The 26,559-nt window shown below is 70.2% G+C and carries 26 protein-coding genes and 1 pseudogene; 20 read left to right on the top strand and 7 right to left on the bottom strand.

Annotated features, from left to right (window positions below):
• Nucleotides 1-2: 2 nt before the first annotated feature.
• The gene (locus IH68_RS0118525; RefSeq protein WP_030936450.1) at nt 3-1,253 is read left to right on the top strand and encodes an alpha-L-fucosidase; all 1,251 of its coding nucleotides are present in this window, start codon (nt 3-5) and stop codon (nt 1,251-1,253) included.
• Nucleotides 1,254-1,303: 50 nt separating this feature from the next.
• Here the strand turns inward: IH68_RS0118525 and IH68_RS0118520 are convergent, their stop codons facing one another.
• Together IH68_RS0118520 and IH68_RS0118515 are read right to left on the bottom strand one after the other, a co-directional pair.
• A complete protein-coding gene (locus IH68_RS0118520) occupies nt 1,304-2,992 on the bottom strand; it encodes a carbohydrate binding domain-containing protein (protein ID WP_030936448.1) in 1,689 nt (562 codons plus the stop codon).
• A gap of 187 nt (nt 2,993-3,179) precedes the next feature.
• Nucleotides 3,180-4,301, bottom strand: coding sequence for an ATP-grasp domain-containing protein (locus IH68_RS0118515; protein ID WP_030936445.1), 1,122 nt, complete (start codon nt 4,299-4,301; stop codon nt 3,180-3,182).
• Nucleotides 4,302-4,568: 267 nt separating this feature from the next.
• Between IH68_RS0118515 and IH68_RS0118510 the strand changes: the two genes are divergently transcribed.
• Both IH68_RS0118510 and IH68_RS0118505 read left to right on the top strand, forming a co-directional pair.
• Nucleotides 4,569-5,429 carry a metallophosphoesterase family protein gene (locus IH68_RS0118510; RefSeq protein ID WP_030936443.1) on the top strand — a complete coding sequence of 287 codons (861 nt, stop codon included), beginning with the start codon at nt 4,569-4,571 and terminating at the stop codon, nt 5,427-5,429.
• Nucleotides 5,426-6,277 (top strand): 4'-phosphopantetheinyl transferase superfamily protein, encoded by an 852-nt coding sequence (locus IH68_RS0118505; RefSeq protein ID WP_078912504.1) that lies wholly within the window; start codon nt 5,426-5,428, stop codon nt 6,275-6,277. Before IH68_RS0118510 ends, IH68_RS0118505 begins: the two co-directional genes overlap by 4 nt.
• A 25-nt stretch (nt 6,278-6,302) precedes the next feature.
• Here the strand turns inward: IH68_RS0118505 and IH68_RS0118500 are convergent, their stop codons facing one another.
• Complete coding sequence (locus IH68_RS0118500; protein WP_030936438.1) at nt 6,303-6,530, bottom strand: hypothetical protein; 228 nt, start codon at nt 6,528-6,530, stop codon at nt 6,303-6,305.
• A gap of 222 nt (nt 6,531-6,752) precedes the next feature.
• On the opposite strand from IH68_RS0118500, the gene IH68_RS0118495 reads away from it, so the two are divergent.
• Nucleotides 6,753-7,796 (top strand): alpha/beta fold hydrolase, encoded by a 1,044-nt coding sequence (locus IH68_RS0118495; protein WP_030936435.1) that lies wholly within the window; start codon nt 6,753-6,755, stop codon nt 7,794-7,796.
• Nucleotides 7,797-7,876: 80 nt separating this feature from the next.
• Nucleotides 7,877-8,311, top strand: a complete 435-nt coding sequence (locus tag IH68_RS0118490) for an ankyrin repeat domain-containing protein (RefSeq protein ID WP_030936432.1) — start codon at nt 7,877-7,879, stop codon at nt 8,309-8,311.
• Between the two features lie 20 nt (nt 8,312-8,331).
• Here the strand turns inward: IH68_RS0118490 and IH68_RS0118485 are convergent, their stop codons facing one another.
• On the bottom strand, nt 8,332-8,862 hold the full coding sequence (locus IH68_RS0118485; RefSeq protein WP_030936430.1) for a hypothetical protein: 531 nt from the start codon (nt 8,860-8,862) through the stop codon (nt 8,332-8,334).
• 32 nt (nt 8,863-8,894) lie between these two features.
• Nucleotides 8,895-9,548: a helix-turn-helix domain-containing protein gene (locus IH68_RS0118480; RefSeq protein ID WP_030936428.1), complete on the bottom strand. Its 654-nt coding sequence runs from the start codon at nt 9,546-9,548 to the stop codon at nt 8,895-8,897.
• A gap of 223 nt (nt 9,549-9,771) precedes the next feature.
• On the opposite strand from IH68_RS0118480, the gene IH68_RS0118475 reads away from it, so the two are divergent.
• Nucleotides 9,772-10,434: a hypothetical protein gene (locus tag IH68_RS0118475; RefSeq protein ID WP_030936426.1), complete on the top strand. Its 663-nt coding sequence runs from the start codon at nt 9,772-9,774 to the stop codon at nt 10,432-10,434.
• A 12-nt stretch (nt 10,435-10,446) separates the two neighbouring features.
• Here the strand turns inward: IH68_RS0118475 and IH68_RS0118470 are convergent.
• Nucleotides 10,447-10,764, bottom strand: a pseudogene (locus tag IH68_RS0118470) (hypothetical protein); the annotation flags it as partial.
• 116 nt (nt 10,765-10,880) lie between these two features.
• On the opposite strand from IH68_RS0118470, the gene IH68_RS0118465 reads away from it, so the two are divergent.
• From IH68_RS0118465 to IH68_RS0118400, 14 genes are all read left to right on the top strand, one after another.
• The gene (locus tag IH68_RS0118465; protein ID WP_267883736.1) at nt 10,881-11,444 is read left to right on the top strand and encodes an ABC transporter permease; all 564 of its coding nucleotides are present in this window, start codon (nt 10,881-10,883) and stop codon (nt 11,442-11,444) included.
• A gap of 91 nt (nt 11,445-11,535) precedes the next feature.
• Nucleotides 11,536-12,015, top strand: coding sequence for a DUF3592 domain-containing protein (locus IH68_RS0118460; protein WP_030936418.1), 480 nt, complete (start codon nt 11,536-11,538; stop codon nt 12,013-12,015).
• Nucleotides 12,016-12,116: 101 nt separating this feature from the next.
• Entirely contained in the window at nt 12,117-13,268 is a 1,152-nt protein-coding gene (locus IH68_RS0118455) for an NAD(P)/FAD-dependent oxidoreductase (RefSeq protein WP_030936415.1), read from the top strand.
• On the top strand, nt 13,265-13,567 hold the full coding sequence (locus IH68_RS0118450; RefSeq protein WP_030936413.1) for a (2Fe-2S)-binding protein: 303 nt from the start codon (nt 13,265-13,267) through the stop codon (nt 13,565-13,567). The genes IH68_RS0118455 and IH68_RS0118450 overlap by 4 nt, the downstream gene beginning before the upstream one ends.
• Nucleotides 13,557-14,969 carry an NAD(P)/FAD-dependent oxidoreductase gene (locus tag IH68_RS0118445; protein WP_030936411.1) on the top strand — a complete coding sequence of 471 codons (1,413 nt, stop codon included), beginning with the start codon at nt 13,557-13,559 and terminating at the stop codon, nt 14,967-14,969. The genes IH68_RS0118450 and IH68_RS0118445 overlap by 11 nt, the downstream gene beginning before the upstream one ends.
• Nucleotides 14,966-15,856: a dihydrodipicolinate synthase family protein gene (locus IH68_RS0118440; RefSeq protein ID WP_030936409.1), complete on the top strand. Its 891-nt coding sequence runs from the start codon at nt 14,966-14,968 to the stop codon at nt 15,854-15,856. The genes IH68_RS0118445 and IH68_RS0118440 overlap by 4 nt, the downstream gene beginning before the upstream one ends.
• 18 nt (nt 15,857-15,874) lie before the next feature.
• The gene (locus IH68_RS0118435; RefSeq protein WP_030936407.1) at nt 15,875-16,876 is read left to right on the top strand and encodes a proline racemase family protein; all 1,002 of its coding nucleotides are present in this window, start codon (nt 15,875-15,877) and stop codon (nt 16,874-16,876) included.
• A gap of 41 nt (nt 16,877-16,917) precedes the next feature.
• Nucleotides 16,918-17,589: a GntR family transcriptional regulator gene (locus IH68_RS0118430; protein WP_030936404.1), complete on the top strand. Its 672-nt coding sequence runs from the start codon at nt 16,918-16,920 to the stop codon at nt 17,587-17,589.
• Nucleotides 17,590-17,646: 57 nt separating this feature from the next.
• Nucleotides 17,647-18,642, top strand: a complete 996-nt coding sequence (locus IH68_RS0118425; protein ID WP_030936403.1) for a LacI family DNA-binding transcriptional regulator — start codon at nt 17,647-17,649, stop codon at nt 18,640-18,642.
• Nucleotides 18,643-18,752: 110 nt separating this feature from the next.
• Nucleotides 18,753-20,102 carry an ABC transporter substrate-binding protein gene (locus IH68_RS0118420; RefSeq protein WP_030936402.1) on the top strand — a complete coding sequence of 450 codons (1,350 nt, stop codon included), beginning with the start codon at nt 18,753-18,755 and terminating at the stop codon, nt 20,100-20,102.
• Between the two features lie 4 nt (nt 20,103-20,106).
• Nucleotides 20,107-21,063, top strand: coding sequence for a carbohydrate ABC transporter permease (locus tag IH68_RS0118415; protein WP_030936401.1), 957 nt, complete (start codon nt 20,107-20,109; stop codon nt 21,061-21,063).
• On the top strand, nt 21,060-21,938 hold the full coding sequence (locus IH68_RS0118410) for a carbohydrate ABC transporter permease (RefSeq protein WP_030936400.1): 879 nt from the start codon (nt 21,060-21,062) through the stop codon (nt 21,936-21,938). The genes IH68_RS0118415 and IH68_RS0118410 overlap by 4 nt, the downstream gene beginning before the upstream one ends.
• Before the next feature lie 30 nt (nt 21,939-21,968).
• Complete coding sequence (locus IH68_RS0118405) at nt 21,969-23,549, top strand: glycoside hydrolase family 13 protein (protein WP_030936399.1); 1,581 nt, start codon at nt 21,969-21,971, stop codon at nt 23,547-23,549.
• A gap of 77 nt (nt 23,550-23,626) precedes the next feature.
• Nucleotides 23,627-25,768, top strand: coding sequence for a discoidin domain-containing protein (locus IH68_RS0118400; RefSeq protein ID WP_420718993.1), 2,142 nt, complete (start codon nt 23,627-23,629; stop codon nt 25,766-25,768).
• Here IH68_RS0118400 and IH68_RS0118395 read toward each other — a convergent pair.
• Nucleotides 25,737-26,549 carry an ABC transporter ATP-binding protein gene (locus tag IH68_RS0118395; protein WP_030936395.1) on the bottom strand — a complete coding sequence of 271 codons (813 nt, stop codon included), beginning with the start codon at nt 26,547-26,549 and terminating at the stop codon, nt 25,737-25,739. The genes IH68_RS0118400 and IH68_RS0118395 overlap by 32 nt on opposite strands.
• Between the last annotated feature and the right edge of the window lie 10 nt (nt 26,550-26,559).

The following is a 26,559-nucleotide window of genomic DNA, read 5'->3' as shown; positions in this document are numbered from 1 at the left end:
CCGTGCCCATGCAACCGTGGTTCACCGACGCCAAGTTGGGGATCTTCGTCCACTGGGGCATCTACGCCGTCGACGGCGTCCAGGAGTCCTGGTCGTTCTACGACGACATCGTGCCGCACGACCGGTACATGTCCCAGCTGGAGCGCTTCACCGGCGCCAAGTACGACCCGAAGGCGTGGGCGGACCTGTTCGCCCGCGCCGGGGCGAAGTACGCGGTGCTGACGAGCCGTCACCACGACGGCGTGGCCCTGTGGGACACGGAGTACGGCGACCTCAACCTCGGCAAGGACTATCTCGGCCCGTACGCCGAGGCCCTGCGCGAGAAGGACCTCAAGGTCGGCTTCTACTACTCCCACTCCGACTGGAACCACCCCGACTACGCGTCCACGCGCAAGCCGGGCCGCCCGCCGGAGCAGGAGGACAACCGCTACTCGGAGGTCGCGGCGGAGGCCGAGGACCTGGACGCCTGGGAGCGGTTCATCGCCTACCGGGACGGCCAGATCCGCGAACTGGCCTCCCGCTACCGGCCCGACCTGATGTGGTTCGACGGCGAGTGGGACCGCAGCGAGGAGCAGTGGCGCATCCCCGAACTCGCCGCGCTCATCCGCTCGTACGTGCCCGACGTCGTCTTCAACGCCCGCATGCTCAGCGAGGGCGACTACGCGACGCCTGAGCAGGGCGCCCCCATCGTGCCGCCGGACGGCCCCTGGGAGCTGTGCCTGACGATCAACGACTCGTGGGGCTACCAGCACCACGACCACAACCACAAGTCGCTCGCCCAGCTGATCCGCTACTTCACCGAGACCATCGGCGGGGGCGGCAATCTGCTCCTCGACGTCGGCCCCATGGAGGACGGCACCATCCCGCAGCCGCAGGTCGAGCGGCTGGAGGGGTTGGGGGAGTGGATCCGCAGGCACGCGGAGGCGGTGTACGGCACGGTGCGCGGGCTTCCGGCCGGGCACCACTACGGGCCCAGCACTCTCTCCGCCGACCGCCGCACCCTCTACCTCACCCTGTTCGACATCCCCCGCGCCGAGATCGGCGTCCGGGGGCTGGCGACGGGGGTCCGCAAGGTCACCGTCCTCGGCACCGGCACCGAGCTCGCCCACCGGGTGGTCGGCGGGCTGCACGACGCGGTGGGGGTGCTGTGGATCGACCCGCCGGCGCAGGCGGACCTGGACCCGTACGCGACTGTGCTCGCCGTGGAGCTGGAGGGGGAGCTGGAGCTGTACCGGGGGTCGGGCCGCTTCTGATGCGCCGAGGCGGCCGGCCCTCGTGGGACCGGCCGCCGCCCGGAGGCCACTCAGCCGGTGAAGCCGGCCGTGATGGAGGTGAACTGCCAGTTGTTCTGGCTGATGCCGGAGCAGTTGCTCACCACACCGCCACCCGGGCACGGCCGGTCACGGTTGACCGACCAGAAGGCGAGCCGGGCGATGTGGTGCGAGTTCGCCCAGTCCTTGATCTGGGTCCAGATCGCCGGGGTGGTGGTCTCCTGCTGGTCGGACAGGCCGTTCATGCCGGAGATCCCGATGTGGGAGTAGGCGGTGGCGTCGTCCCACCCGAAGGTCGACTTCAGCTTGGCCTTCAGGCCCTCCGCCGCGTTCACGGTGTTGCCGTACATGTCGGAGCCGCCGCCGAAGTCGAACGGCATGATCGTGAAGACGTCGATGTTCGCGCCCAGCGACTGCGCCTGCTCGATGAGCCGGTTGCCGTAGTACGTCGGGCCGGTCGTCGACGTGCCGAAGGTGACGATGGTCTTCAGGCCGGGGTTGTTGGCCTTGACCGTCTTCAGGGCGGTGAGGATCTTCGCCTGGACGGCCTCGTTCTCGAATTCGTCGGAGTTCTCGATGTCCATGTCGATCGCCTTGAGCGAGTAGGCGTCGATCACCTTCTGCAGGGCCCCGGCGAGCGCGCTGGCGGAGGCGCAGTTGGCGCCGAGCTTGCTGCCCTGCCAGCCGCCGAACGACGGCACGATGTCACCGCCGGCGGAGCGGATGGCGTTGATCGCGGACTGGTCGGCGCCGCCGGTCAGCGGCCGGCTGCCGTCCCAGGCCGGGGTGCAGCCGCCGGAGTCCAGCACGAAGGCCATCGTGAACCACTTGATGCCGGTCGCGCTCATCACCGTCGAAGGGCTCGGCGGGTCGCCCCAGCCCTCGTACAGATAGGGCGCGGCCTGCTTGAATCCGGTGCCGCCACCGCCGCCCGCGTCCGTGGTGACGGAGACGGAATTGGAGGCCCCGGAGGTGTTCCCGGCCGCGTCCCGTGCCTTGACGGTGAAGGTGTACGACGTGCTCGGCGAGAGCCCGCTGACCGTGGCGGACGTACCGGAGACGGTGAGCAGGTTGTTCGAGCCGCTGTAGATGTCGTACGCCGTGACGCCGACGTTGTCCGTCGAGGCGTTCCACTTCAGCGACACGCTCGACGAGGTCTTCCCGGTGGAGGTCAGCCCGGTCGGCGCGGTCGGCGCCTGGGTGTCCGAGCCGCCGCCCCCGCCGCCGGGGCCGTCGAGGCTGATGTCGTCGGCGTAGTAGGTGCCCTGGGCGTACCAGCCGTGGACGTAGATCGTGGCGCTGGTCTGCGAGGCGCCGGTCGTGAAGGAGACGGTCAGCCGGCTGTACGCCGACGGGGACGTCGTCCAGGTGGAGGCGCCGCCGTTCACGCCGAGGTAGACGTAGGAGCCGCGCACCCACCCGCTGAGCGAGTACGTGGTGTTCGGCTGGACGGAGACGGTCTGGCTGCACTGCGCGTTGTCGCTCGAACTCACCGCCCCGGCAAGGGACTTGGAGCCGCCGTGCACGGGGGAGGAGGCGACCGAACCGAGGTTGCCGGTGCAGGTCCAGGGGGAGAGACTGCCCGACTCGAAGCCGGGATTCGTCAGGATGTTGGCCGCTTGGGCCGTACCGGGAAGGGCGATGGCTCCGGCGAGCGCGAGAGCGGCGGAGCCGAGCAGGGCGAGGAGCCGATGTCTGGAACGTCTGAGTGTGTTGCGCACGCGATCTCCCTGGAGGAATGGGGGTGTTCGGGAGTGCAGAGAGAACTGCAGAGGGGTGCGCAACCAAGTTGGTATGGACCAATCCGCCTGTCAAGGAGAAGGACGGAATTGGTCCATACCGGTGAGTGGGAGCGCCCCGATCAGGGCGCGGTGCTGTGTCGATTTGCGGCTCCGCCGCGTGGCCAACCTAGAGCGGCAGTACCTGGGCCGAGACCTCGACGGAGTCGACGGGCGCAGGCACCGCCGGCAGCAGAGGCTCCGCCTCGACCCTCTGCTGCGGCAGCGAAACCGCCCGCAGCGGCCGCGGCCCCGACACCACCGTGTAGTCCTGCCCGAGGAACGGCGGAGCCATCTCACCCGGGTCCTCGCCGAGCGCCAACTGCACTGCTGCCCAAGGGACGTTGACGCCACACAGGGACAGCTGATGCAGGCCACCCGCCGGGCGGGTGTTGACATCCATGAGCACCGGCTCGTCGCCGAACATCCGGAACTGGATGTTGGACAGGTAGTGCAGCCCGAACCCCTCCGCGATCCGCCGCGCCGGCTCCAGCCACTGCTCGTGCAGCGTGAACCCGCGCCGCCGGCCGTTCTTGGTGCGCCCGATCGCCAGCCGCACCCGGTTGTCCGGCCCGGTGAGGCAGTCCACCGAGACCTCCGGCTGCTCCAGCCGCGGCATCACCAGCCAGTCGACCGGCTCGTCGGCCTGCTGCAGCGCCTCCACGACCAGATCCAGCGGCACATGCGGGCCCGGGAAGCCGTTGAGGTGAACGAGCGAGAAGGGGGCGCGCGTGACGATGCGGAAGCCCACGCCGCCCGCGCCCGACGCCGGCTTGAAGCACGCCTTGTGCCCGCCCGCCTCCAACTCCTCCACGGCGGCCACGAGTTCACTCGCGGTCCGCACCCGCCACCACGGCGGCACGGGCACCCCGATCGCCTGGACCGCCTCGTACGCGATCACCTTGTCGTGGAAGACGGCCACCGCCTGAGGAGGCGGCGCCAGCAGCGCCGTACCGACCGCCTCGAAGTCGGCGCGGTGCGCCACGATCGCCGACTGCTGCAGCCGGGGCACGAACACGTCGATGCCGCGCCGCTGGCACTGGTCGAGGGCGTACTCCACGTACGCGGCCGGGGACAGGCCCTCCGGCTCCAGATCGGCGGTGTCGGCGGCGGCCAGCACGGGGGAGTCCGCGTCCCCGTGCGTCGCATGGATCTCCACGGCCCGATCGCTGGGATTTCGCCGCAGCTGATCCATGAAGAACACGTTCTCCGCGTACGTGCGGTTGAGCCAGACGCGTACGCGAGAGACCATGCAGGGCCGTCCTTTCACGGTTCGCGGGCACGGCTGAGCAGCCCGTGCCCGGGCAGGGGAGTTGGAGGGTCACCAAACCGCCCTTGAATGAAGGGAAGTTCATGGCGGTGGTGTTGGGGCGATCATACGGCTTCCCAGAGGCCGCGCGTGCAACGTACGTGTTACGGATTCAAGGATCTTGCCGCCTTGTCGGGAAGCCGGGAAATGTGTTCTCGTGGTCCCATTCGTGAGTGCGCGGGTGCGCAGCGTGTACGGAGGGGGCGGAAGGTGACGTCGACGGCCGGTGGTGCCGGACAGCTGCTGGCCATCAGCGACCTGCACATCGGATACGCCGAGAACCGCGCCCTGGTCGAGGAGATGCGCCCCGAGTCGGACGAGGACTGGCTGCTCGTGGCCGGCGACGTCTCGGAGAACGTGGCCGACATCCGCTGGGCCCTGAAGACGCTTGCGAGCCGTTTCCGCAAGGTCGTCTGGGCACCGGGCAACCACGAGCTGTGGACCCATCCGTCGGACCCCGTCACCCTGCGCGGCGTCGACCGCTACGAGCACCTGGTCGCCATGTGCCGCGAACTCGGCGTGACGACACCCGAGGACCCCTACCCGGTGTGGGAGGGCCAGGGCGGCCCGGTGGCCGTCGCACCGCTCTTCCTCCTCTACGACTACTCGTTCCTCCCGGCCGGCTGCACCACCAAGGAGCAGGGACTGGAGTACGCGCACGGCACCGGCATCGTGTGCAACGACGAGTACCTGCTGCACCCCGACCCCTACCCGAGCCGCGAGGCCTGGTGCCGGGCCCGGGTCGCCGAGACCGAAGCCAGACTCGCCGCGCTCCCCGCCGACCTGCCGACCGTCCTGGTCAACCACTACCCGCTGGACCGGCACCCCTGCGACGTCCTGTGGCACCCGGAGTTCGCCATGTGGTGCGGCACCGAACTGACCGCCGACTGGCACCGCCGCTTCCGCGTCGAGACCATGGTGTACGGGCATCTCCACATCCCGCGGACCACCTGGCACGAGGGTGTCCGCTTCGAGGAGGTGTCCGTCGGCTACCCCCGCGAATGGCGCAAGCGGCAGCAGCCGCCGGGGCAACTGCGCCGTGTGCTGTCGAAGGAGGTCGGGGCCGGGTGATCGAGGAGCTGCTGCCGGACGAGGTGGTGGCCGTGGAGGTGCACGGCGACGACGGGAGCGAGCCCGCGCCGCTGTACCCCGAAGAGGCCGAGGTCGTGGCGCAGGCGGTGCACAAGCGCCGCCGCGAGTTCGCCCTCGTACGGGCCTGCGCACGCCGCGCCATGGAGAAGCTCGGCGTGCCCGCGCAGCCCCTGCTGCCCGGCGAACGCGGCGCACCGGGCTGGCCGCCCGGCCTGGCCGGCAGCATGACCCACTGCGACGGCTACTGTGCCGCCGCCCTGGTCCGCGCCACCGACCTTGCCTCCGTCGGCATCGACGCCGAACCCCACCGGCCACTCCCGGACGGAGTCCTGGACGCGGTGGCCCTGCCCGCCGAGGCGGCCAGGCTGCGCCGCCTGGCCGTGCGGCACCCCGAGGTCCACTGGGACCGGCTGCTGTTCAGCGCCAAGGAATCGGTCTACAAGGCGTGGTTCCCCCTCACCGGACTGTGGCTGGAGTTCGCCGAGGCCGACATCGAGGTCTTCGCCGACCCCGACGAGCGGCTGCACGGCGGCTTCCGCGCCCAACTCCTCGTCCCCGGCCCGCTGGTCGGCGGCCGCCGGCTCGGCCCTGGCCGCCGGTGTTCCGGCGTGTTGCTCGGCGGCCGTCGGCTTGGTTGCTTCGAGGGTCGGTGGACCGTCCGGCGGGGGCTGGTGGCGACGGCGATTGCGGTGCCGCACTCCCGCTGCCCTGGCCGCCGGTGTTCCGGCGTGTTGCTCGGCGGCCGTCGGCTTGGTTGCTTCGAGGGTCGGTGGACCGTCCGGCGGGGGCTGGTGGCGACGGCGATCGCGGTGCCGCACACCCGCTGAGCCCCCGTCGGTCGGCCGTCGGCCGTCACGGCTCCGGGCACCAGCTCTGCAGCAGCCGGAAGAACTCCTCCTCGTTCCCCGCCAGGCCCGCCGCCGCCAGTGCCTGCTCCGCCTCGGCGAGCACCGCGGGCGGTACGACGGGTGGTCGCGGGGAGCCGGGGGGACCGTCGAACGCGGCTCGTACGGTGTGCAAGAGCCGCAGGTAGGCCTGCACGGCGGTGCGCTCGCGGTCGGTCAGTAGGGCAGTGGGCATCGGTCGGCTCTCCCCGCGTCGGCGTCGTCGGTCGCACCCCGCACAAGGGGGTGCAACTCCAGCTTGCCGCCCGCCACTGACAATGGGGTCCGGGCACCGGTCGGTTCGCCCGCTTAGCGGAGGCGAAACGTCCCCGAAATCCCTTGTGGGAAAGCAGTTCTACGCTGGAGGACAAGGGCTTTCGGCCGCTTGTGCGCGGCCCTGGAACGGGGAGGCAAGTGCGTGGTCGACGTCCCACCACGGCGCCCGGTGCGCGCCGTACGACTGCGCCCGGTGGGCGACGGAGAACTCGAGTTGCAGTACCGCGTGGTGCACGGATACCGGCGCGCCTTCCGCATGGCCGGCGAGGGCCCGGCACTGGTGCTCATCCACGGCATCGGCGACTCCTCCGCGACCTGGGCCGAGTTGATCCCCGACCTGGCCCGCACCCACACCGTGATCGCGCCCGACCTGCTCGGCCACGGCGCTTCGGACAAACCGCGCGCCGACTACTCGGTGGCCGCGTATGCGAACGGCGTACGGGACCTGCTCACCACGCTCGGCATCGAGTCGGCGACGCTGGTCGGGCACTCGCTGGGCGGGGGCGTGGCCATGCAGTTCGCCTACCAGTTCCCCGAGCGCACCGAGCGGCTCGTCCTGGTGAGCGCGGGCGGGGTGGGACGCGAGGTCAATCCCGTGCTGCGCCTGGTCTCCCTGCCGGGCGCCCACCTGATGCTGTCCACCCTGCGGTTGCCGGGGATGCGGCTGCAAGTGGGGCTCGCGGTGCGTCTGATGAAGCTCCTGGACACCGATCTCGGCCAGGACGCACCCGAACTGCTCACCCTCGTCGATGCCCTGCCGGACGACACCTCCCGCAACGCGTTCATCCGCACGCTGCGCGCGGTCGTCGACTGGCGCGGCCAGGTCGTCACCATGCTCGACCGGTGCTATCTCACCGAGGGCATGCCGACCATGCTGCTGTGGGGCGACCGGGACAGCGTGGTGCCGGTGCGGCACGCGTACGGGGCGCACGAGGCGATGCCGGGCAGTCGGCTGGAGATCTTCGAACAGGCAGGCCATTTCCCGTTCCACAGCGACCCTGCGCGGTTCGTGTCGCTGGTCGAGGAGTTCACGGCGAGCACGCATCCGGCCGGCTGGAGCCGGGAGCGCTGGCGTGAACTCCTTGTCGGGGGCCGGCCGGGCACCAGCGCCGGGCGCCCCGACACCCCCCGCAGCCGCGCGGTGGAACGCGATATGAGAGAGGCCAGCGAACGCAGTGCGACGTGACATATCACTGCTGGTCGCGACCGGCGGCGAGTGGATATTGCCTCGCCCGCTCAGGTGACCGGTCGGTAGCCTCGGCTCTCATGAACCGTCGGCGGCAGAAGAAGTTCTCGGGCCAGCTCTTCGCGGCGATCTGGAGGGGCGACACAGCCCGCGCGAGGGCTCTCCTGCGGGCCGGGGCCGATCCGGAAAGAGCCGACGGCGAGGGCACCACGCCCCTCTATGTGGCATCAGTGCACGGCGAAGCCGCCATCGTCCGTCTGCTCCTGACGTCCGGCGCCGCCCCGGACACCGAGAGCCGTGGAATCGGCGCGGAAGGCACACCGTTGTGCGCTGCCGCGTGCTGGGGGCACACGGAGGCGGTGCGCGAGCTGCTGGCACACGGCGCCGACCCGAATCTCCGCGAGGACCACGGCACCGGCTGGTCCCCGCTGGACTGGGCGAACAACGGTCCTCACCCCGAAACCGCCGCTCTCCTCACCGCGGCGGGTGCGACAGCCCGTCTGCGCACCACGTGACAGAGCCGACCGGCGCGTACTCAGCCCTGCGGCCCCAGATACCCGAGCGACGCCTCGATCCGCCCCGCCAGATGATCGCGCTGCACCGGCCCCCGCACCCCCGAACCGGCCAGCCACGTACGGCACCTGCTGGCCAGCAGCAGACCGAAGGACTCGGCCTCCTGCTCCTCGGCGAGGTCGAAACGGCTGCGGGCGGCCACCTTGCGGACGGTGTCCCGCAGGTCCGCGCCGTCGCTGAGCAGGCGGGCCGCGACCCGGGCACCCTCGACGTGATGGCCGCAGTGGCCGGCCTTCATGTGCCACAGCTCGTGGCCGAGGATCACCAACTGGTGGTCCGGCGCGGTCCGTTCCTCGATCACCACGAGGTCCTGGTCGGTCATGTCGAGCCACAGCCCGCTCGCCGTGCCGGTGGGGAAGGCGGCCGTGCGGAAGTGGACCGGGCGGCCGCGCCGTCTGCTCATCGCCTCGCACAGCGCGCCGTACAGGTCCTCGGGCGGTGCCGGTGCGGCAAGGGTGAGCTCCGCGACCAGCTCGCCGCACAGACGGCGCATTTCCCTTCCGATGCCCACAGCTCTCCCCAGGCTCACGACTCGGGCCGCTTGACGCTCTCCAGGAGCATGTCCAGCCACTCCGCGACCTTGTCGCGGTGCTGGTCGGTGGGCAGTTGCGCGGCCCGCCAGGCGATTCCGCGGACCCCGTGGTCCTGCAGCAGCCGCTCCAGCGGGTCGTCGGCGGCCGCGGCAGCCTCCCGCTCCGCGAGCTTGTGCAGGAGTTCCTGTTCTGTGCTCTGCAGGGCGCCCGTGAGAGCCTCGGGGTCCTCGGCCGTGAGGAATCCGGCGTGCACCCGGAAGAAGCGCTGGATGGCGTCGCAGTGCTCCATGGTGGGGCGCCGGTCGCCGTTGATCAGCGCACCCGCCTGCTGGCGCGACATGCCCGCACCGTCGGCGATCTCCTGCTGGGTGTACTTGCGACCGTTGGGCTTGAGCCGGGTGCGGCGCAGCAGGTCGAGGCGCTGCAGAAACCGCTCCTGCACATCGGGCTCGCCCGCGGGACGGCCGCTCAGCAGGGCTCTGACCACGGGCTCGGGCACGCCCGATGCGGCGGACAGGCGGCCGGTGTCGAAGACCTCCGCGTGCGGCACGCCGAGCCGGTCGGCGAGCGCGGTGACGCGGGCGACGACGGCCGGCAGCGCAGCGGTCGCAGCCGTGGTGCCCGGACCCTCGAAGCCATCCGTCACCGACAGATCTCCTACGTTTCTCACAGGCTTCTCACAAGCGGTTGCCGTGAACTCGACGGAGATTACCGGGTAGTTCGAACTCACATCCAGGTGTCGCCACAACTGTGGCCAATTTCAGCCGTCAACAAGCATGAAATGCCACGATAGTTGACACGACTCGATCCGGGGCCGCAGGATCAAGGCGCCGCGTGAAGGCCGCAGAGGCAAGAGGGGTGACCTCCCGATGGCGTATCAGGCAGGAGGGCAGCGTCCGGCACCGCGGCCCGTCCCCGAGAGTCTCGAGGCCCAGGCGTATCTGCAGGACTACGCCGCCCTCCTGGAGGCCGTTCCCTTTCCGTCCGTCGTCCTCGACCACCGCTGGGACGTCGTTCTCTCCAACAATGCTTTCGCGTCACTTTTCCGTGAGGTGAGCCCTCATCCGACGGCGATGCCCGGCGACAACTTCCTCAGATTCGTCCTGTTCCACCCGGACGCGGGCACGGTCCTCGGCGAGCACGAGTCCAACTGGTGCCTGCCGATGCTCGCGCACTTCGCGGCCGCCGTCGAGCGCTACGGCCACGACCACGGACTGCAGTCCATCCGCCGCGACATCGCCCAGGATCCGATCATGGAGGCCGCATACCGGCAGGGCCTGCCGCACTGGATCCGCGCGGTCGGCGAACAGGCCGTGGCGCACGACGGCGCCGTACGCCCCCTGACCCACCCCGATCCGCGCTGGGGCGCCACCGACTGCCGCGTGGTGGACGAGAGCCCGAGGACGCTGCAGGACATGGGGTACACACGAATGACGCTGGTGCTGCGGGAGACGCGCCCCGCCCGTCCCAGGGCCCGCAAGGCCCGCCACGCGGCGGCGCACCTGAGGGTGGTGCCGGCCCCCGAGGCCTGACGGCCGCCACCGTCAGCGTGGGGAGATCACGAGCACGAGGGGGATGTCCCGGCAGGGGACCAGCCGCAGTCCGCGAAACCTTCCGGGCCGCGCCCGCTGCAGTACGGCGGCGAAATCCGGCCCCTTGGTGAGGGATCCGGCGAGATGGGCGGGGTCGGCGGAGGCGGTCACCCGTCCGCGGGCGTTCACCGGATGGGCCGGCCCGGGCAGCCGGCGCTGCATCGGCATCACGGCCGCCTCGAAGTGCCGCAGGTACACGTCCGCCGCGGCGACTCCGGCGAACCGCCCCTCCATCTGCACCGGCGCGGACAGTGTGAGGCTGTACTCATCGGGCTGGTCTCAACCCGGATGGTGTCGAGGGCGTAAGACCTCCCGGACCGCCGGTCCGGCAGGCAGCCTGAACCAGGAATCCCCTTCCTTCAGCTTCAAGGAGGGGAGGATTCAAGATATTCGTCGTCCCCGAGCACGAGACACAGCGGCGCCTCGATCTCGGCATCTCCTTCGTGGTCGTCCTGCCGATCGCCCTGCCCGGCATCGTCACGGGCATCGCCCTCAACTCGGCCTTCGGCACGGTACTTGCGCCGCTCGGCCTCGGTCTCGGCCTGTTCACGGTGGTCGTCGGACACGCCACCTTCTGCATCGTCGTCGTCTTCAACAACGTCGTGGCCAGGCTGCGACGCACCGCCGGGTCGTACGAGGAGGCGGCGATGGACCTCGGTGCGAACACCTTCCGCGCCTTCGCCGACGTCACCTTCCCGCTGGTGCGCTCGGCCCTGTTCGCGGGCGGGCTGCTCGCCTTCGCGCTCTCCTTCGACGAGATCGTGGTGACGACCTTCACCGCCGGGCCCGGTATCGAGACGCTCCCCATCTGGATCTTCAACAACATGACCCGCCCGCAGCAGGCACCCGTGGTGAACGTGGTGGCGGCCGTGCTCGTCCTGCTCTCGGTGATTCCGATCTACGTCGCGCAGCGGCTGTCGGCGGACACGGCGACCGGGAGCCGGGTTTGACTGCACCCGGCGAGGGTCGGGCGACCGAGCTACCTGGGATAACGTCCCTGAAGCTCCGGACGAGCGAGGCCGGAGAAGCGAGAGGGGCATTGTGCAGGTTCAGGTACGGGGGCGGCGTGTCCGCAGGTGGATCGCCTTCGGCGTGATCGCGTTCGGGGCGCTGTTCCTGGTCGTCGGGCTGATTCTTGCGGGGCAGTCGGTCTCGCTGCTGGCGGATGCGAAGCGTGCCCGGGGCGCGGTGGTGTCCCTGGAGTGGCGGACCGAACACAGCAGCTCATTCCACAAGAACCGGTCGAGCGACAAGCGCATGGCGTACCCGGTGGTCGAGTTCACTTCGGCGGACGGCAAGCAGAGGACGTTCCGGAGTTCTGTGGGCTCCAATCCGCCGTCGTACGAGGCGGGTGAGCGGGTCGAGGTGCTCTACCGGGCAGATTCCCCGCAGGATGCGCGGATCAACGGGTTCGCCTCGCTGTGGCTGGCGCCGCTGGTCCTCGGCGGGCTCGGGCTGTTGGCCGCGGGGATCGGCACAGCCGTCGCGTTGGTGATGCGGAGACGTTCCCAGGCCGCCTGATCACTGCAGGTGATGTCCGTATCAGCGGCACCGCGGGGAGGATTGCGGCCGGCCGTGCGCGCACCATGTTCAGAATCAGTGGTATGTGACATAGTACTGCCGTGAGTCAGCCACTGACCTGCGATGTCGTGATCGTCGGAGCCGGCATGACAGGCGCCGCCTGCGCCCTCTACGCCTCCCGCGCAGGACTGGACGTCATCGTCGTGGACCGTGGCCCCGTGGCCGGCGGCACCACCGGCGCGGGGGAGGGCAACCTCCTCGTCTCCGACAAGGAGCCCGGCCCGGAGCTCGACCTTGCGCTTCTCTCCAACCGCCTGTGGTCCGAACTGGCCCAGGAGTTCGGAGAGGCCATCGAGTACGAGGCCAAGGGCGGCGTGGTGGTGGCCACATCCCCCGGCGGTCTCGTCGCGTTGGAGGACTTCGCCGCCGGGCAGCGAGCCGCCGGAGTGACCGCCACGACAGTCGCGGGCACCGAGCTGTACGAACTCGAGCCCCAGCTGGCCCCCGGCCTGCCCGGCGCCGTCCACTACCCGCAGGACTCCCAGGTCATGCCCGCCCTGGCCGCCGCCCACTTGGTCCGGGCGTCCGGCGCGCGCCTGTTCACGGGCCGGACAGTGACGGGCGTTCTGCGTACAACTGACGGGCAGGTGTGGGGAGTTCGCACGGACAAGGACGATATCCACACTCCGGCCGTGGTCAACGCGGCCGGTACCTGGGGCGCCGAACTCGCCGCCCTCGCGGGCACCTCCCTGCCCGTCCTCCCGCGGCGCGGCTTCGTCCTCGTCACCGAACCGCTGCCCCGCATGGTCCACCACAAGGTGTACGCCGCCGACTACGTGGCCGACGTGGCCAGCGACTCGGCCGAGCTGCAGACCTCGCCGGTCGTGGAGGGCACGGCCGCGGGACCGGTCCTGATCGGCGCGAGCCGGGAACGGGTCGGTTTCGACCGGTCGTTCTCGCTGCCGGCCCTGCGGGCCCTCGCGGCGGGCGCGACCCGGCTGTTCCCGTTCCTGGCCGACGTCCGCGCCATCCGCTCCTACGCCGGCTTCCGCCCCTACATGCCCGACCATCTGCCCGCCATCGGCCCCGATCCTCGTGTCCCCGGCCTCTTCCACGCCTGCGGGCACGAGGGCGCGGGCATCGGACTCGCGACCGGCACCGGGCACCTGATCGCACAGACCCTGACCGCGAAGACACCCGACCTGGACCTCGCCCCGTTCCGCCCCGACCGCTTCCCCGAGGAGACCCCGTGAGCTCTCCGCTGGACCTGGCACAGGCCCACCCGCGCCCGGCCTTCACGGTCACGCTGGACGGCCGCGAGATCGACGCGTTGCCCGGCCAGACGGTCGCCGCCGCGCTCTGGGCAGCAGGCGTCACCTCCTGGCGCACCACCCGGGGCGGAGGCCGCCCGCGCGGCGTCTTCTGCGGGATCGGCGTCTGCTTCGACTGCCTGGTGACCGTCAACGACCGTCCCAACCAACGGGCTTGCCTGGTCTCCCTGCAGCCGGGCGACGCGATCCGCACCCAGGAGGGGACCGGCCATGACGACTGACCGGCCCCACCTCGCCGTCATCGGCGCGGGCCCGGCGGGCCTGGCGGCGACCGTGGCCGCCGCGGCGCACGGCGTGCGGGTCACGCTCCTCGACTCGGCCGCACAACCGGGCGGCCAGTTCTACCGGCAGCCCGCCGCCGAACTGCGCGTGCAGCGCCCTCAGGCGCTCCATCACGACTGGCGGACCTGGGAGCGACTGCGGGACGGGCTCCACACACACGTAAAGGCAGGTGCCGTAACGCATTTGACGGATCATCACGTCTGGTTCGTCGAACGCCACGCAGACCGGTTCACCGTGCACGCCCTGCTCGGCCCCGAGCAGGAGGACCCGGCCGCCGTACACGCCGACGCCGTGCTCCTCGCCACCGGCGGCTACGAGAAGGTGCTGCCCTTCCCCGGCTGGACCCTCCCCGGCGTCCTCACCGCGGGCGGCGCCCAGGCCATGCTCAAGGGAAACCTCGCAGCGCCCGGACGCACCGCCGTGGTCGCCGGCACCGGACCGCTGCTGCTGCCGGTCGCGACCGGGCTCGCCGCGGCGGGAGTGGAAATCGCCGCGCTCGTCGAGTCCGCCGACCCCAAGGCGTTCGTACGACGGTCCCGGGCGCTCGCGGCACAGCCGGGCAAGCTCGCCGAAGGGGCCGGATACGCAGCCCAGTTGCTCCGGTACCGGGTGCGTACCCTCACCCGGCACACCGTCGTCGAGGCACATGGCACCGAGCAACTGGAGGCGGTGACCGTTGCCGAGCTCGACGGCGAAGGGCGGGTCCGGCCCGGCACCGCGCGTCGCATCCCTTGCGACACTCTCGCCGTCGGCCACGGCATGCTCCCGCACACCGACCTCGCCGAGACCCTCGGCTGCCGCCTCGACGGCATGAACGTGCAGGTCGACGGCGAGCAGCGCACCGACGTCCCCGGCGTCTGGGCCGCGGGCGAGATCACCGGCATCGGCGGCTCGGCCCTCGCGCTGGCCGAGGGCCACATCGCCGGATGCTCGGCTGCGGCCCGCCTGGCGGGCCGTGCACCGGACCCGCACGAGTGGGCCGCGGCCGCCAAGTCCCGTACCAGGCTGCGGGAGTTCGCTGATGCCCTCGACGCCGTGTACGCGCCGCCCGCCCAGTGGAGCGAGCTGATCACCGACGACACCGTCGTGTGCCGCTGCGAGGAGGTCACCGGCTCCGCGATCCGCGAGGCCGTCGCGGAGCTCGGCGCCGGTGACGTCCGCACGGTGAAGCTGCTGACCCGGGCCGGCATGGGCTGGTGCCAGGGCCGGGTGTGCGCACCCGCGGTCGCCGGGCTGGCCGGATGCCAACTCACCCCCTCCAGACGGCCGTTCGCGCGTCCCGTACCGCTCGGTGTCCTCGCCCGCGAGGACACGCACCCCACCGAGAAAGGATCCTCATGACCGACCACCGTCCCTGGCGCGGAGTCCTCGTCGCCACCGCGCTGCCGCTGAACGACGACCTCACCGTGAACCACGACAAGTACGCCGAGCACTGCGCCTGGCTCGTCGAGAACGGCTGCGACGGCGTCGTCCCCAACGGCTCGCTGGGGGAGTACCAGGTGCTCACCCCCGAGGAACGCGCGAAGGTCGTCGAGACGGCCGTCGCCGCGATCGGCGGGCAGCGCGTCATGCCCGGGGTGGCCGCGTACGGGTCCGCGGAGTCGCGCCGCTGGGCCGAGCAGGCCCGCGAAGCCGGCTGCCACGCGGTGATGCTGCTGCCGCCCAACGCCTACCGTGCCGACGAGCGTTCGGTGCTCGCCCACTACGCGGAGGTCGCGAAGGCGGGTGTGCCGGTGGTGGCGTACAACAACCCGATCGACACCAAGGTCGACCTCGTGCCGGAACTTCTCGCGAAGCTCCACGGGGAGGGGTACATCCACGCCGTCAAGGAGTTCTCCGGGGACGTCCGCCGCGCCTACCGGATCGCCGAACTCGCCCCGGAACTAGACCTGTTGATCGGTGCTGACGACGTCCTGCTGGAGCTGGCGATCGCGGGCGCGAAGGGCTGGGTGGCCGGCTACCCGAACGCCCTGCCGGCCGCGAGCGTGGAGCTCTACCACGCGGCCGTCGACGGCGACCTGGCGACCGCCCATCACCTCTACCGTCAGCTGCATCCGCTGCTGCGCTGGGACTCCCAGGTGGAGTTCGTGCAGGCGATCAAGCTGTCCATGGACGTCGTCGGGCGACACGGCGGGCCGGTCCGGCCGCCCCGTATGCCGCTGCTGCCCGAGCAGGAGGCGGCCGTCCGGGCGGCCACCGAGAAGGCCGTCGCCGCCGGACTGGCGTAACCCACGAGGAGGCAGGTCATGCGCAGCAGACTCGTCCTGCACGCCGTCGACTCGCACACCGAGGGCATGCCCACCCGCGTGATCACCGGTGGGATCGGGACCATCCCGGGCGCGACGATGAACGAGCGGCGGCTGTACTTCCGCGAACACCGCGACGACATCAAGCAGTTGCTGATGAACGAGCCGCGCGGGCACTCCGCGATGAGCGGCGCGATCCTGCAGCCGCCGGCACGGGCCGACTGCGACTGGGGTGTCGTCTACATCGAGGTGTCCGGCTATCTGCCGATGTGCGGGCACGGCACGATCGGCGTCGCGACCGTGCTCGTCGAGACCGGCATGGTCGAGGTCGTCGAACCGGTCACCACCATCCGCCTCGACACCCCGGCCGGAGTCGTGGTCGCGGAGGTGGCGGTGGAGGGCGGCGCGGCCAGGTCGGTGACGCTGCGGAATGTGCCGTCGTTCGCGGTGGGGCTGGACCGGAAGGCGACGCTGGCTGACGGGCGGTCAGTAACATATGACATGGCATACGGCGGAAACTTCTACGCCATCCTCCCCCTGGACCAGTTCGGCCTCCCCTTCGACCGCACTCGCAAGGATGAAATCCTCGCGGCAGGGCTGTCGTTGATGGACGCCATCAACGCCGAGGACGAGCCCGTCCACCCCGAGGACCCGTCCATCCGCGGCTGTCACCACGTCCACCTCTACGCGCCCGGCTCCGACGCCCGCCACTCCCGGCACGCGATGGCGATCCACCCCGGCTGGTTCGACCGCTCACCCTGCGGCACCGGCACCAGCGCGCGCATGGCCCAGCTGCACGCGCGCGGCGAACTGCCCCTGCACACCGAGTTCGTCAACGAGTCCTTCATCGGCACCCGGTTCACCGGCCGCCTCCTCGGCACCACCGAGGTCGCGGGCCGCCCCGCCGTCCTGCCCAGCTTCACCGGGCGTGCGTGGATCACCGGAACCGCCCAGTACCTGCTCGACCCGGAGGACCCGTTCCCGGCGGGTTTCGTGCTGTAGGCGGCCCGATAATGTCCGGTAACCCTAGGAGGACGATCACCATGGCCCAGCAGCACCGCCCCGCCATCCCCTCGCTCGGCGGCAGGAAGCCCAACTTCCGGGAGAAGGTCGTGGACGTGCTGCGGGCCGCGCTGATCTCCGGTGAACTGCGCCCCGGCCAGGTGTACTCGGCACCGGCCCTCGCACCCCGCCTGGGCGTCTCCGCGACCCCGGTGCGCGAGGCGATGCTCGAGCTGGTGAAGGAGGGCATGGTCGAGATCGTCCCGAACAAGGGATTCCGGGTCACCGAGGTCTCCGAGAAGCAGCTCGACGAGTACACCCACATCCGGTCCCTGATCGAGATCCCGACGACCGTCGCGCTCGCGACCACCGCCGGCCTCGACGACCTGAAGGCGCTGCGCCCGCTCGCCATGGAGATCGTCACCTCGGCCACGCGAGGCGACCTCACCGACTATGTCGAGGCCGACCTGCACTTCCACCTCGCTCTGCTCGCCCTGGCCGGCAACGACCATCTTGTGGAAGTCGTACGGGACCTGCGGCAGCGTTCACGGCTGTACGGACTGACAGCCCTGGTCGAGACCGGACGATTGAAGGCCTCCGCCGAGGAGCACCTCGAACTCCTCGACGCGCTGCTCGCGCGGGACACCGAGGCCGTGCGCGAGGTGATGACGCGGCACCTAGGCCACGTCCGGGGGCTCTGGGCAGCCCACTGAGAGCTCACGTTCGCCATTACGCAAGCCGTTTGCATTTCTTGCGCTATTCTTGCGTGCATGACGCGACGACTTGCTGAGGTGGCGAAGAAGGTCGGGGTCAGCGAGGCCACGGTCAGCCGGGTGCTGAACGGCAAGCCCGGGGTCTCGGAGGTCACCCGGCAGGCGGTGCTCAGTGCCCTGGACGTCCTCGGCTACGAGCGGCCCACGCAGCTGCGCGGCGAACGCGCCCGGCTCGTGGGTCTTGTCCTGCCCGAGCTGCAGAACCCCATCTTCCCGGCGTTCGCCGAGGTGATCGGCGGGGCCCTCGCCCAGCTCGGCCTGACTCCGGTGCTGTGCACGCAGACCAAGGGAGGCGTCTCCGAGGCCGACTACGTGGAGCTGCTGCTGCAACAGCAGGTCTCCGGTGTCGTCTTCGCCGGCGGCCTGTACGCCCAGGCCGACGCCCCGCACGACCACTACCGCCGGCTCGCCGAGCGCAACATCCCGGTGGTGCTGGTCAACGCGTCCATCGACGACCTCGGCTTCCCGGGCGTGTCCTGCGACGACGCGGTGGCGGTGGAGCAGGCCTGGCGACATCTGGCCTCCCTCGGACACGAGCGGATCGGGCTGGTGCTGGGCCCGGCCGACCACATGCCGTCGGCCCGCAAACTGGCCGCGGCACAGAGCATGGGGGAGCTGCCCGACGAGCGTGTCGCCCGCGCCATGTTCTCGATCGAGGGAGGTCACGCGGCCGCTTCCCGTCTGATCGACCGGGGCGTCACCGGCATCGTCTGCGCCAGCGACCCCCTGGCTCTCGGCGCGATCCGGGCCGCCCGGCGCAAGGGCCTCGGCGTCCCCTCGCAGATCTCGGTCGTCGGCTACGACGACTCCGCGTTCATGAACTGCACCGAACCCCCGCTGACGACCGTCCGCCAGCCCATCGAGGCCATGGGGCGGGCGGCCGTGGAGCTCCTGAACGCCCAGATCAACGGCAGTGCCGTAGCACCCGAAGAGCTGCTCTTCGAGCCCGAGCTGGTGGTCCGCGGGTCGACCGCGCAAGCGACCCGTGCCTGAGGTCCATCGGCCTGTCGAATAATTACAGATTCTGCGCGACATCTTGCGGCCAGATGTCGGCGGTGCTTGAGTGTGCGGCGCCCACCGCTCCTGCCACGAGGGGTCCACCGATGAGAAGCACCGGGTTCCGCCGTACGTTCGTCGCGCTCAGCGTCTGTTCTCTCGCACTCGCCGCCTCCGCCTGCGGATCGGGCGACGACGGATCGGCGAGCGGAAAGACCCGTATCACCGTCAACTGCGAGCCGCCCAAGAGCGCCAAGGTCGACCGCGGGTTCTTCGAGCAGGACGTCGCCGCCTTCGAGAAGCAGCACCCGGACATCGACGTCGTCGCGCACGACGCGTTCCCCTGCCAGGACCCCAAGACCTTCGACGCCAAGCTCGCCGGCGGGCAGATGGAGGACGTCTTCTACACGTACTTCACGGACGCCAGGCACGTCGTCGACATCAGGCAGGCGGCCGATCTCACGCCGTACATCAAGGAGTTGAAGAGCTACGACACCCTCCAGAAGCAGCTGCGCGACATCTACACCGTCGACGGGAAGATCTACGGCATCCCGCGCACCGGCTACTCGATGGGCCTGATCTACAACCGCAAGCTCTTCCAGCAGGCCGGCCTCGACCCCGACAAGCCCCCGGCCACCTGGGACGAGGTCCGCGCCGACGCCAAGAAGATCGCCGCACTCGGCAACGGCACCGTCGGATACGCCGACTACAGCGCCCAGAACCAGGGCGGTTGGCACTTCACCGCGGAGCTGTACTCCCAGGGCGGCGACGTGGTCGGCGCGGACGGCAGGAAGGCCACCATCGACACCCCCGAGGGTCATGCCGTGCTGCAGAACCTGCACGACATGCGGTGGGCCGACGACTCGATGGGCAGCAAGCAGCTCCTGGTCATCAACGACGTCCAGCAGCTGATGGGTTCGGGCAAGCTCGGCATGTATCTCTCCGCGCCGGACAACATCCCGATCCTGGTGAAGGAGAAGGGCGGCAACTACAAGGACCTCGCCCTCGGCCCGATGCCCGGCGGCAAGGGCACGCTCATCGGCGGCGACGGCTACATGTTCAACAAGCACGACACGCCCGCCCAGATCCGCGCCGGCCTGAAGTGGCTCGACCACATGTTCCTCACCCCCGGCACGGGCTTCCTCGGCGACTACGCCCGCGCCAAGAAGGCGGACGCCCCCGTCGGACTGCCCGAGCCGCGCCTGTTCACCGGCGCCGCCGACGCCAAGGACCAGCAGGTCAAGAAGGCCAACGCCAATGTGCCGGTGGAGAACTACCAGGCCTTCCTCGACGGCAACCACACCCTCCAGCTGAAGATCGAGCCGCCGGACGCCCAGCAGATCTACTCCGTCCTCGACTCCGCCGTCTCCGCTGTCCTCACCAAGAAGGACGCGGACATCGACCAGCTGCTCAAGGACGCCTCCGGCAAGATCGACGGCATCCTGGCGCGGGGCTGACGACATGACGAAGACGGCCGAGCGGCAACCCGTCCAGACTGCCGCCGTCCATCCGGTCCAGGCGCCGTCCCCGGCAGGGGGCCGGGCACGGCGTCGCCTCGCCGACCAGGCCCGCGCCTACGCCTTCCTCCTCGGCGGCCTCGTCTGCTTCGCCCTGTTCTCCTGGTACCCGGCGATCCGCGCGGTCGTGATCGCCTTCCAGAAGTACACGCCGGGTTCACCGCCCGAGTGGGTGGGCACCGCCAACTTCACCCGTGTCTGGCACGACCCCGAGTTCACCGCCGCCTGGCGCAACACGCTCACCTTCACCCTGCTCGCCCTGCTGCTCGGCTTCGCGATCCCCTTCGCCATGGCCCTCGTCCTCAACGAACTGCGCCACTGGAAGGCCTTCTTCAGAGTCGTCGTCTATCTGCCGGTGATGATCCCGCCGGTGGTCAGCGCACTGCTGTGGAAGTGGTTCTACGACCCCGGAGCCGGCCTCGCCAACGAGACACTGCGCTTCCTGCACCTGCCCACCTCGAACTGGTCCAACGGCACCGACACCGCCCTCATCTCCCTGGTCATCGTGGCCACCTGGGCCAACATGGGCGGCACCGTGCTGATCTATCTGGCCGCCCTCCAGTCCATCCCCGGCGAGCTCTACGAGGCCGCCGAACTGGACGGCGCGAACCTCCTCCAGCGCATCCGCCACGTGACGATCCCGCAGACCCGCTTCGTCATCCTCATGCTGATGCTCCTCCAGATCATCGCCACGATGCAGGTCTTCACCGAACCGTTCGTGATCACGGGCGGCGGCCCGGAGAACGCCACGGTCACCGTCCTCTACCTGATCTACAAGTACGCCTTCCTCTACAACGACTTCGGCGGCGCCTGCGCGCTCAGCGTCATGCTCCTCGTGCTGCTCGGCGCCTTCTCCGCCGTATACCTGCGCCTGACCCGATCCGGAGAGGAGGACGCATGAGCGCCACCCGCACCCTCGTCTCTCCGGCGGCACTCGCCCGCCCGCGTGGGAAGACGGTCTACTGGACGGTGTTCACCGTCGTTCTCGTCCTGTTCGCGCTGGCCTTCCTGTTTCCCGTCTACTGGATGGTGACCGGTGCGATGAAGTCGCCGGACGAGGTGGCGCGGACCCCGCCCACGATCGTCCCCGAGCGTTGGCGCCTGGGCGGCTACACCGACGCCTGGGACCTCATGCAGTTGCCGCAGCACCTGTGGAACACGCTGGTCCAGGCGGCCGGCGCCTGGCTGTTCCAGCTGGTCTTCTGCACGGCCGCCGCCTACGCCCTGTCCAGGCTCAGGCCCGCCTTCGGCAAGGTGATCCTCGGCGGCATCCTCGCCACCCTCATGGTCCCGGCGCAGGCGCTGGTCGTACCGAAGTACCTGACCGTCGCCGACCTCCCCCTGATCCACACCAGCCTGCTCAACGACCCCCTGGCCATCTGGCTGCCGGCCGTCGCCAACGCCTTCAACCTCTACCTGCTCAAGCGGTTCTTCGACCAGCTCCCGCGAGACGTCCTGGAGGCGGCCGAGATCGACGGCGCCGGGAAGCTGCGCACCCTGTGGTCGATCGTGCTGCCCATGTCGCGGCCGGTCCTGGGAGTCGTGTCGATCTTCGCGCTGGTCGCCGTGTGGCAGGACTTCCTCTGGCCGCTGATGGTCTTCTCGGACACCGGCAGACAGCCGATCAGCGTGGCACTCGTCCAGCTGTCGCAGAACATCCAACTGACCGTGCTCATCGCGGCGATGGTGATCGCCAGCATCCCGATGGTCGCCCTGTTCCTGCTCTTCCAGCGGCACATCATCGCCGGCATCAGCGCGGGCAGCACCAAGGGCTGACGCCCTTCCTCCGACAGAAAGGCAAGCACAGTGGGACAGCCCCGCCATGCCCCCACGGAGTGGTGGCGCTCCGCCGTCATCTACCAGGTGTACGTCCGCAGTTTCGCCGACGGCGACGGCGACGGCACAGGCGACCTCGCCGGCGTCCGCGCCCGACTGCCCTACCTCGCCGAACTCGGCGTGGGCGCCCTGTGGTTCAGCCCCTGGTACCTGTCACCGATGAAGGACGGCGGCTACGACGTCGCCGACTACCGCGCGATCGACCCGGCCTTCGGCACCCTGGCGGAGGCGGAGAAGCTGATCGCCGAAGCCCGCGAACTCGGCATCCGCACGATCGTCGACATGGTTCCGAACCATGTCTCCGACCGGCACCCCTGGTTCCGCGCCGCCCTCCTCGGCGGCCCCGAACGAGAGCTGTTCCACTTCCGCCCCGGCCGCGGCGCCCACGGCGAACTCCCGCCCAACGACTGGACGTCCCAGTTCGGCGGACCCGCCTGGACCCGACTGCCCGACGGCTACTGGTACCTGCACCTGTTCGCCCCCGAACAGCCCGACCTCAACTGGGCCCACCCGGCGGTCCGCCAGGAACACGAGGACATCCTGCGGTTCTGGTTCGAACGGGGCGTCGCCGGAGTCCGCATCGACTCGGCCGCCCTCCTCGCGAAGGACCCCGCCCTGCCGGACTTCACCGAGGGCCGCGACCCGCACCCCTACGTCGACCGGGACGAACTCCACGACATCTACCGCTCCTGGCGCGCCGTCGCCGACGAGTACGACGGCATCTTCGTCGGCGAGGTCTGGCTCCCCGACACCGAACGCTTCGCCCGCTATCTGCGCCCCGACGAACTCCACACGGCCTTCAACTTCGCCTTCATGACCTGCCCCTGGGACGCGCGCAGGCTGCGTACGTCCATCGACGAGGCCCTCGCGGAGCACGCACCCGTGGGCGCCCCGGCCACCTGGGTGCTGTGCAATCACGACGTCACCCGCACGGTCACCCGCTACGGCCGCACGGACACCGGCTTCGACTTCGCCGCCAAGGCCTTCGGCACCCCGGCCGACCTCGCCCTCGGCACCCGGCGCGCCCGCGCGGCCGCCCTCTTGTCACTCGCCCTGCCCGGCGCGGTCTACGTCTACCAGGGCGAGGAGCTGGGCCTGCCCGAGGCCGACATCCCCCTCGGCCGCATCCAGGACCCGATGCACTTCCGGTCGAACGGCACCGACCCGGGACGCGACGGCTGCCGGGTGCCGCTGCCCTGGGCGGCCGGGGAGCCGTATGCGGGATTCGGCAGCCGTGAGGAGCCCTGGCTGCCGCAGCCGGCCGGCTGGGCGTCGTATGCCGTCGACCGCCAGGACGCGGACGCCGGCTCGATGCTCGCCCTCTACCGCACGGCCATCGGGCTGCGCCCCTTGTTCGGCGACGGGCCGCTCAGCTGGCTGACCGCACCCGAGGGCGTGCTCGCCTTCAGCCGGGCCGGGGTCCGGTGCCTGGTGAACTTCGCCGACACCCCCGTCGACCTTCCCGCCCACACCCAAGTCCTCCTCGCCAGCGGCCCCTTGGATGCCGAGGGACGACTGCCGAAGGACACCGCGGTCTGGCTGCGCGTCTGAGCCTGCACCGCACCCTCCCCGCTATCCCCGCACCCCCACCACGAAGGGATCAGCACATGCACAGGACTGTCAGGGGCATGCCAGCAGCGATGATCGTTGCCCTGTCCGCCGGTCTGCTCACGGCCACGGCCCCCGCGGCGCACGCCGCCTCCGGCGCCACTCTGCCCTTCACCTCGGTCGAGGCGGAGTCCGCGACCACCACCGGCACCAGGATCGGCCCCGACTACACCCAGGGCACCCTCGCCTCCGAGGCCTCGGGCCGCCAGGCCGTACGTCTCACTTCGGGCCAGCGCGTCGAGTTCACCGTGCCGCGCGCGGCCAACGCCGTGAACATCTCCTACAGCGTCCCCGACGGCCAGTCCGGCACGCTCGACGTGTACGTCAACGGCCAGAAGATCGCCAAGACACTCGCGGTCACCTCCAAGTACTCGTACATCGACACCGGTTGGATCCCGGGCGCCAGGACGCACCACTTCTTCGACGACGCCCGGCTGCTTCTCGGCCAAGGCGTCCAGGCCGGTGACAAGATCGCCTTCCAGTCGACCGGCACCCAGGTCACCGTCGACGTGGCCGACTTCGAGCAGGTCGACGCCGCAGCCACACAGCCCGCCGGCTCGGTCTCGGTCACCTCCAAGGGCGCCGACCCCAGCGGCAACGCCGACTCCACCCAGGCCTTCCGGGACGCGATCTCCGCCGCACAAGGGGGAGTGGTGTGGATCCCGCCGGGCGACTACAGGCTGACGTCCTCGCTCAGCGGCGTCCAGAACGTCACCCTGCAGGGCGCCGGCAGTTGGTACTCCGTCGTGCACACCTCACGCTTCATCGACCAGTCGAGTTCCTCCGGGGGCGTGCACATCAAGAACTTCGCGGTCATCGGCGAGGTCACCGAGCGCGTCGACTCCAACCCGGACAACTTCGTCAACGGCTCGCTCGGGCCGAACAGTTCGGTGTCCGGCATGTGGATCCAGCACCTCAAGGTCGGCCTCTGGCTGATGGGCAACAACGACAACCTGGTCGTCGAGAACAACCGCATCCTCGACACCACCGCCGACGGACTCAACCTCAACGGCAACGCGCGCGGTGTCCGCGTCCGCAACAACTTCCTGCGCAACCAGGGCGACGACTCGCTCGCCATGTGGTCGCTGTACGCGCCCGACACGGACAGCAGCTTCGAGAACAACACCATCTCGCAGCCGAACCTCGCCAACGGCATCGCGATCTACGGCGGCACCGACATCGCGGTGAAGAACAACCTGGTCGCCGACACCAACGCCCTCGGCAGCGGCATCGCGATCTCCAACCAGAAGTTCCTCGACCCGTTCTCCCCACTGGCCGGCACCATCACCGTCGACGGCAACACGCTCGTGCGCACCGGCGCGATGAACCCCAACTGGAACCATCCGATGGGCGCGCTGCGCGTCGACTCCTACGACAGCGCCGTCAACGCCACCGTGAACATCACCAACACGACCGTCACGGACAGCCCGTACAGCGCCTTCGAGTTCGTCTCCGGCGGCGGGCACGGCTACCCGACCAGCAACGTCACCGTCAGCGGCGCGACCGTGAAGAACACCGGCACGGTCGTCGTCCAGGCGGAGACGCAGGGCTCGGCGAAGTTCAGCAACGTCCAGGCCACCGGGGTCGGCGCGGCCGGCATCTACAACTGCCCCTACCCGTCCGGCTCCGGGAGCTTCACCCTCGACGACGGCGGTGGCAACTCCGGCTGGAGCAGCACCTGGGCCGACTGCTCGACCTGGCCGCAGCCCGGTCAGGGCAACCCCGACCCCGACCCGAACCGCAATCTCGCCAAGGGCCGCCCGGCCACCGCGACCGGCTCGCAGGACGTCTACACGCCGGGCAAGGCGGTCGACGGCGACGCGAACAGCTACTGGGAGTCGACCAACAACGCCTTCCCGCAGTCCTGGACGGTCGACCTCGGCTCCCCGCAGGACGTGCGCCGGCTGGTGCTGAAGCTGCCGCCGTCGTCCGCCTGGGGCGCCCGTACCCAGACCATCACCGTGCTCGGCAGCACCGACGGCTCGACCTACTCGACCGTCGTCGGCTCCACCGGCTACCGCTTCGACCCGGCGACCGGCAACACGGCCACCGTCTCCCTGCCGGCCGGCACCAGCCTGCGCCATCTGCGGCTGACCGTCAGCGCCAACACCGGCTGGCCCGCAGGGCAGTTCAGTGAGGTGGAGGCGTATCCGACTTCGTGACCGCGTCCTGCGGGGTTCCGCGCTTCGCCGCCTGGATCTGCTCGTACACATGGGTCCGCAGCTCGGCGAAGCGCGGGGCCACGCGGGTGTGCAACTGGTCCCGCTCGTCGGGCAGATCGACCTTCAGCTGTTCCTGTACGACGGTAGGGGAGGCGGAGAGAACGACCACCCGTTCGCCGAGGTAGACCGCCTCGTCGATGTCATGGGTGACGAACAGGATCGTCATCCCGCGCTCGCGCCACAGCCGTCGTACCAGGTCCTCCAGATCGGCGCGGGTCTGCGCGTCGACCGCCGCGAACGGTTCGTCCATCAGCAGGACGTCGGGCTCGTAGGCGAGGGCCCGGGCGATCGCGACGCGCTGCTGCATACCGCCGGACAGCTGCCACGGGTACGCCCCCGCGGCGTCCGCCAGCCCGACCGACTCCAGCGCGTCCGCGACCAGCTCCTTGCGCCGTGCCTTGCTCAAGTCCTTCTGTTTCAGGGGAAGTTCGATGTTTTCGGCCACCCGCATCCAGGGGAAGAGACTGCGCCCGTACTCCTGGAAGACGAACGCCATCCCGGGCGGCGGCCCGCTCACCGGCTTGTCCGCGAGCAGTACCTGGCCCGCGGTGGGGGTGAGCAGTCCTCCCACGCACTTCAGCAGTGTCGTCTTGCCGCAGCCCGACGGGCCGACGAGACAGACCAGTTCGCCGGCCTCCACCGTGAAGGTGAGGTCGCGGACCGCCTCGACGCGGCGGCCGGACCCCTCGTAGACCTTCCTGAGGCCGCGTACGTCGAGCATGGATCGCCCT

Source organism: Streptomyces sp. NRRL S-646 (assembly GCF_000720765.1).
Classification (GTDB): Bacteria; Actinomycetota; Actinomycetes; order Streptomycetales; family Streptomycetaceae; genus Streptomyces.
This window is presented reverse-complemented; position numbering and strand designations above follow the sequence as displayed.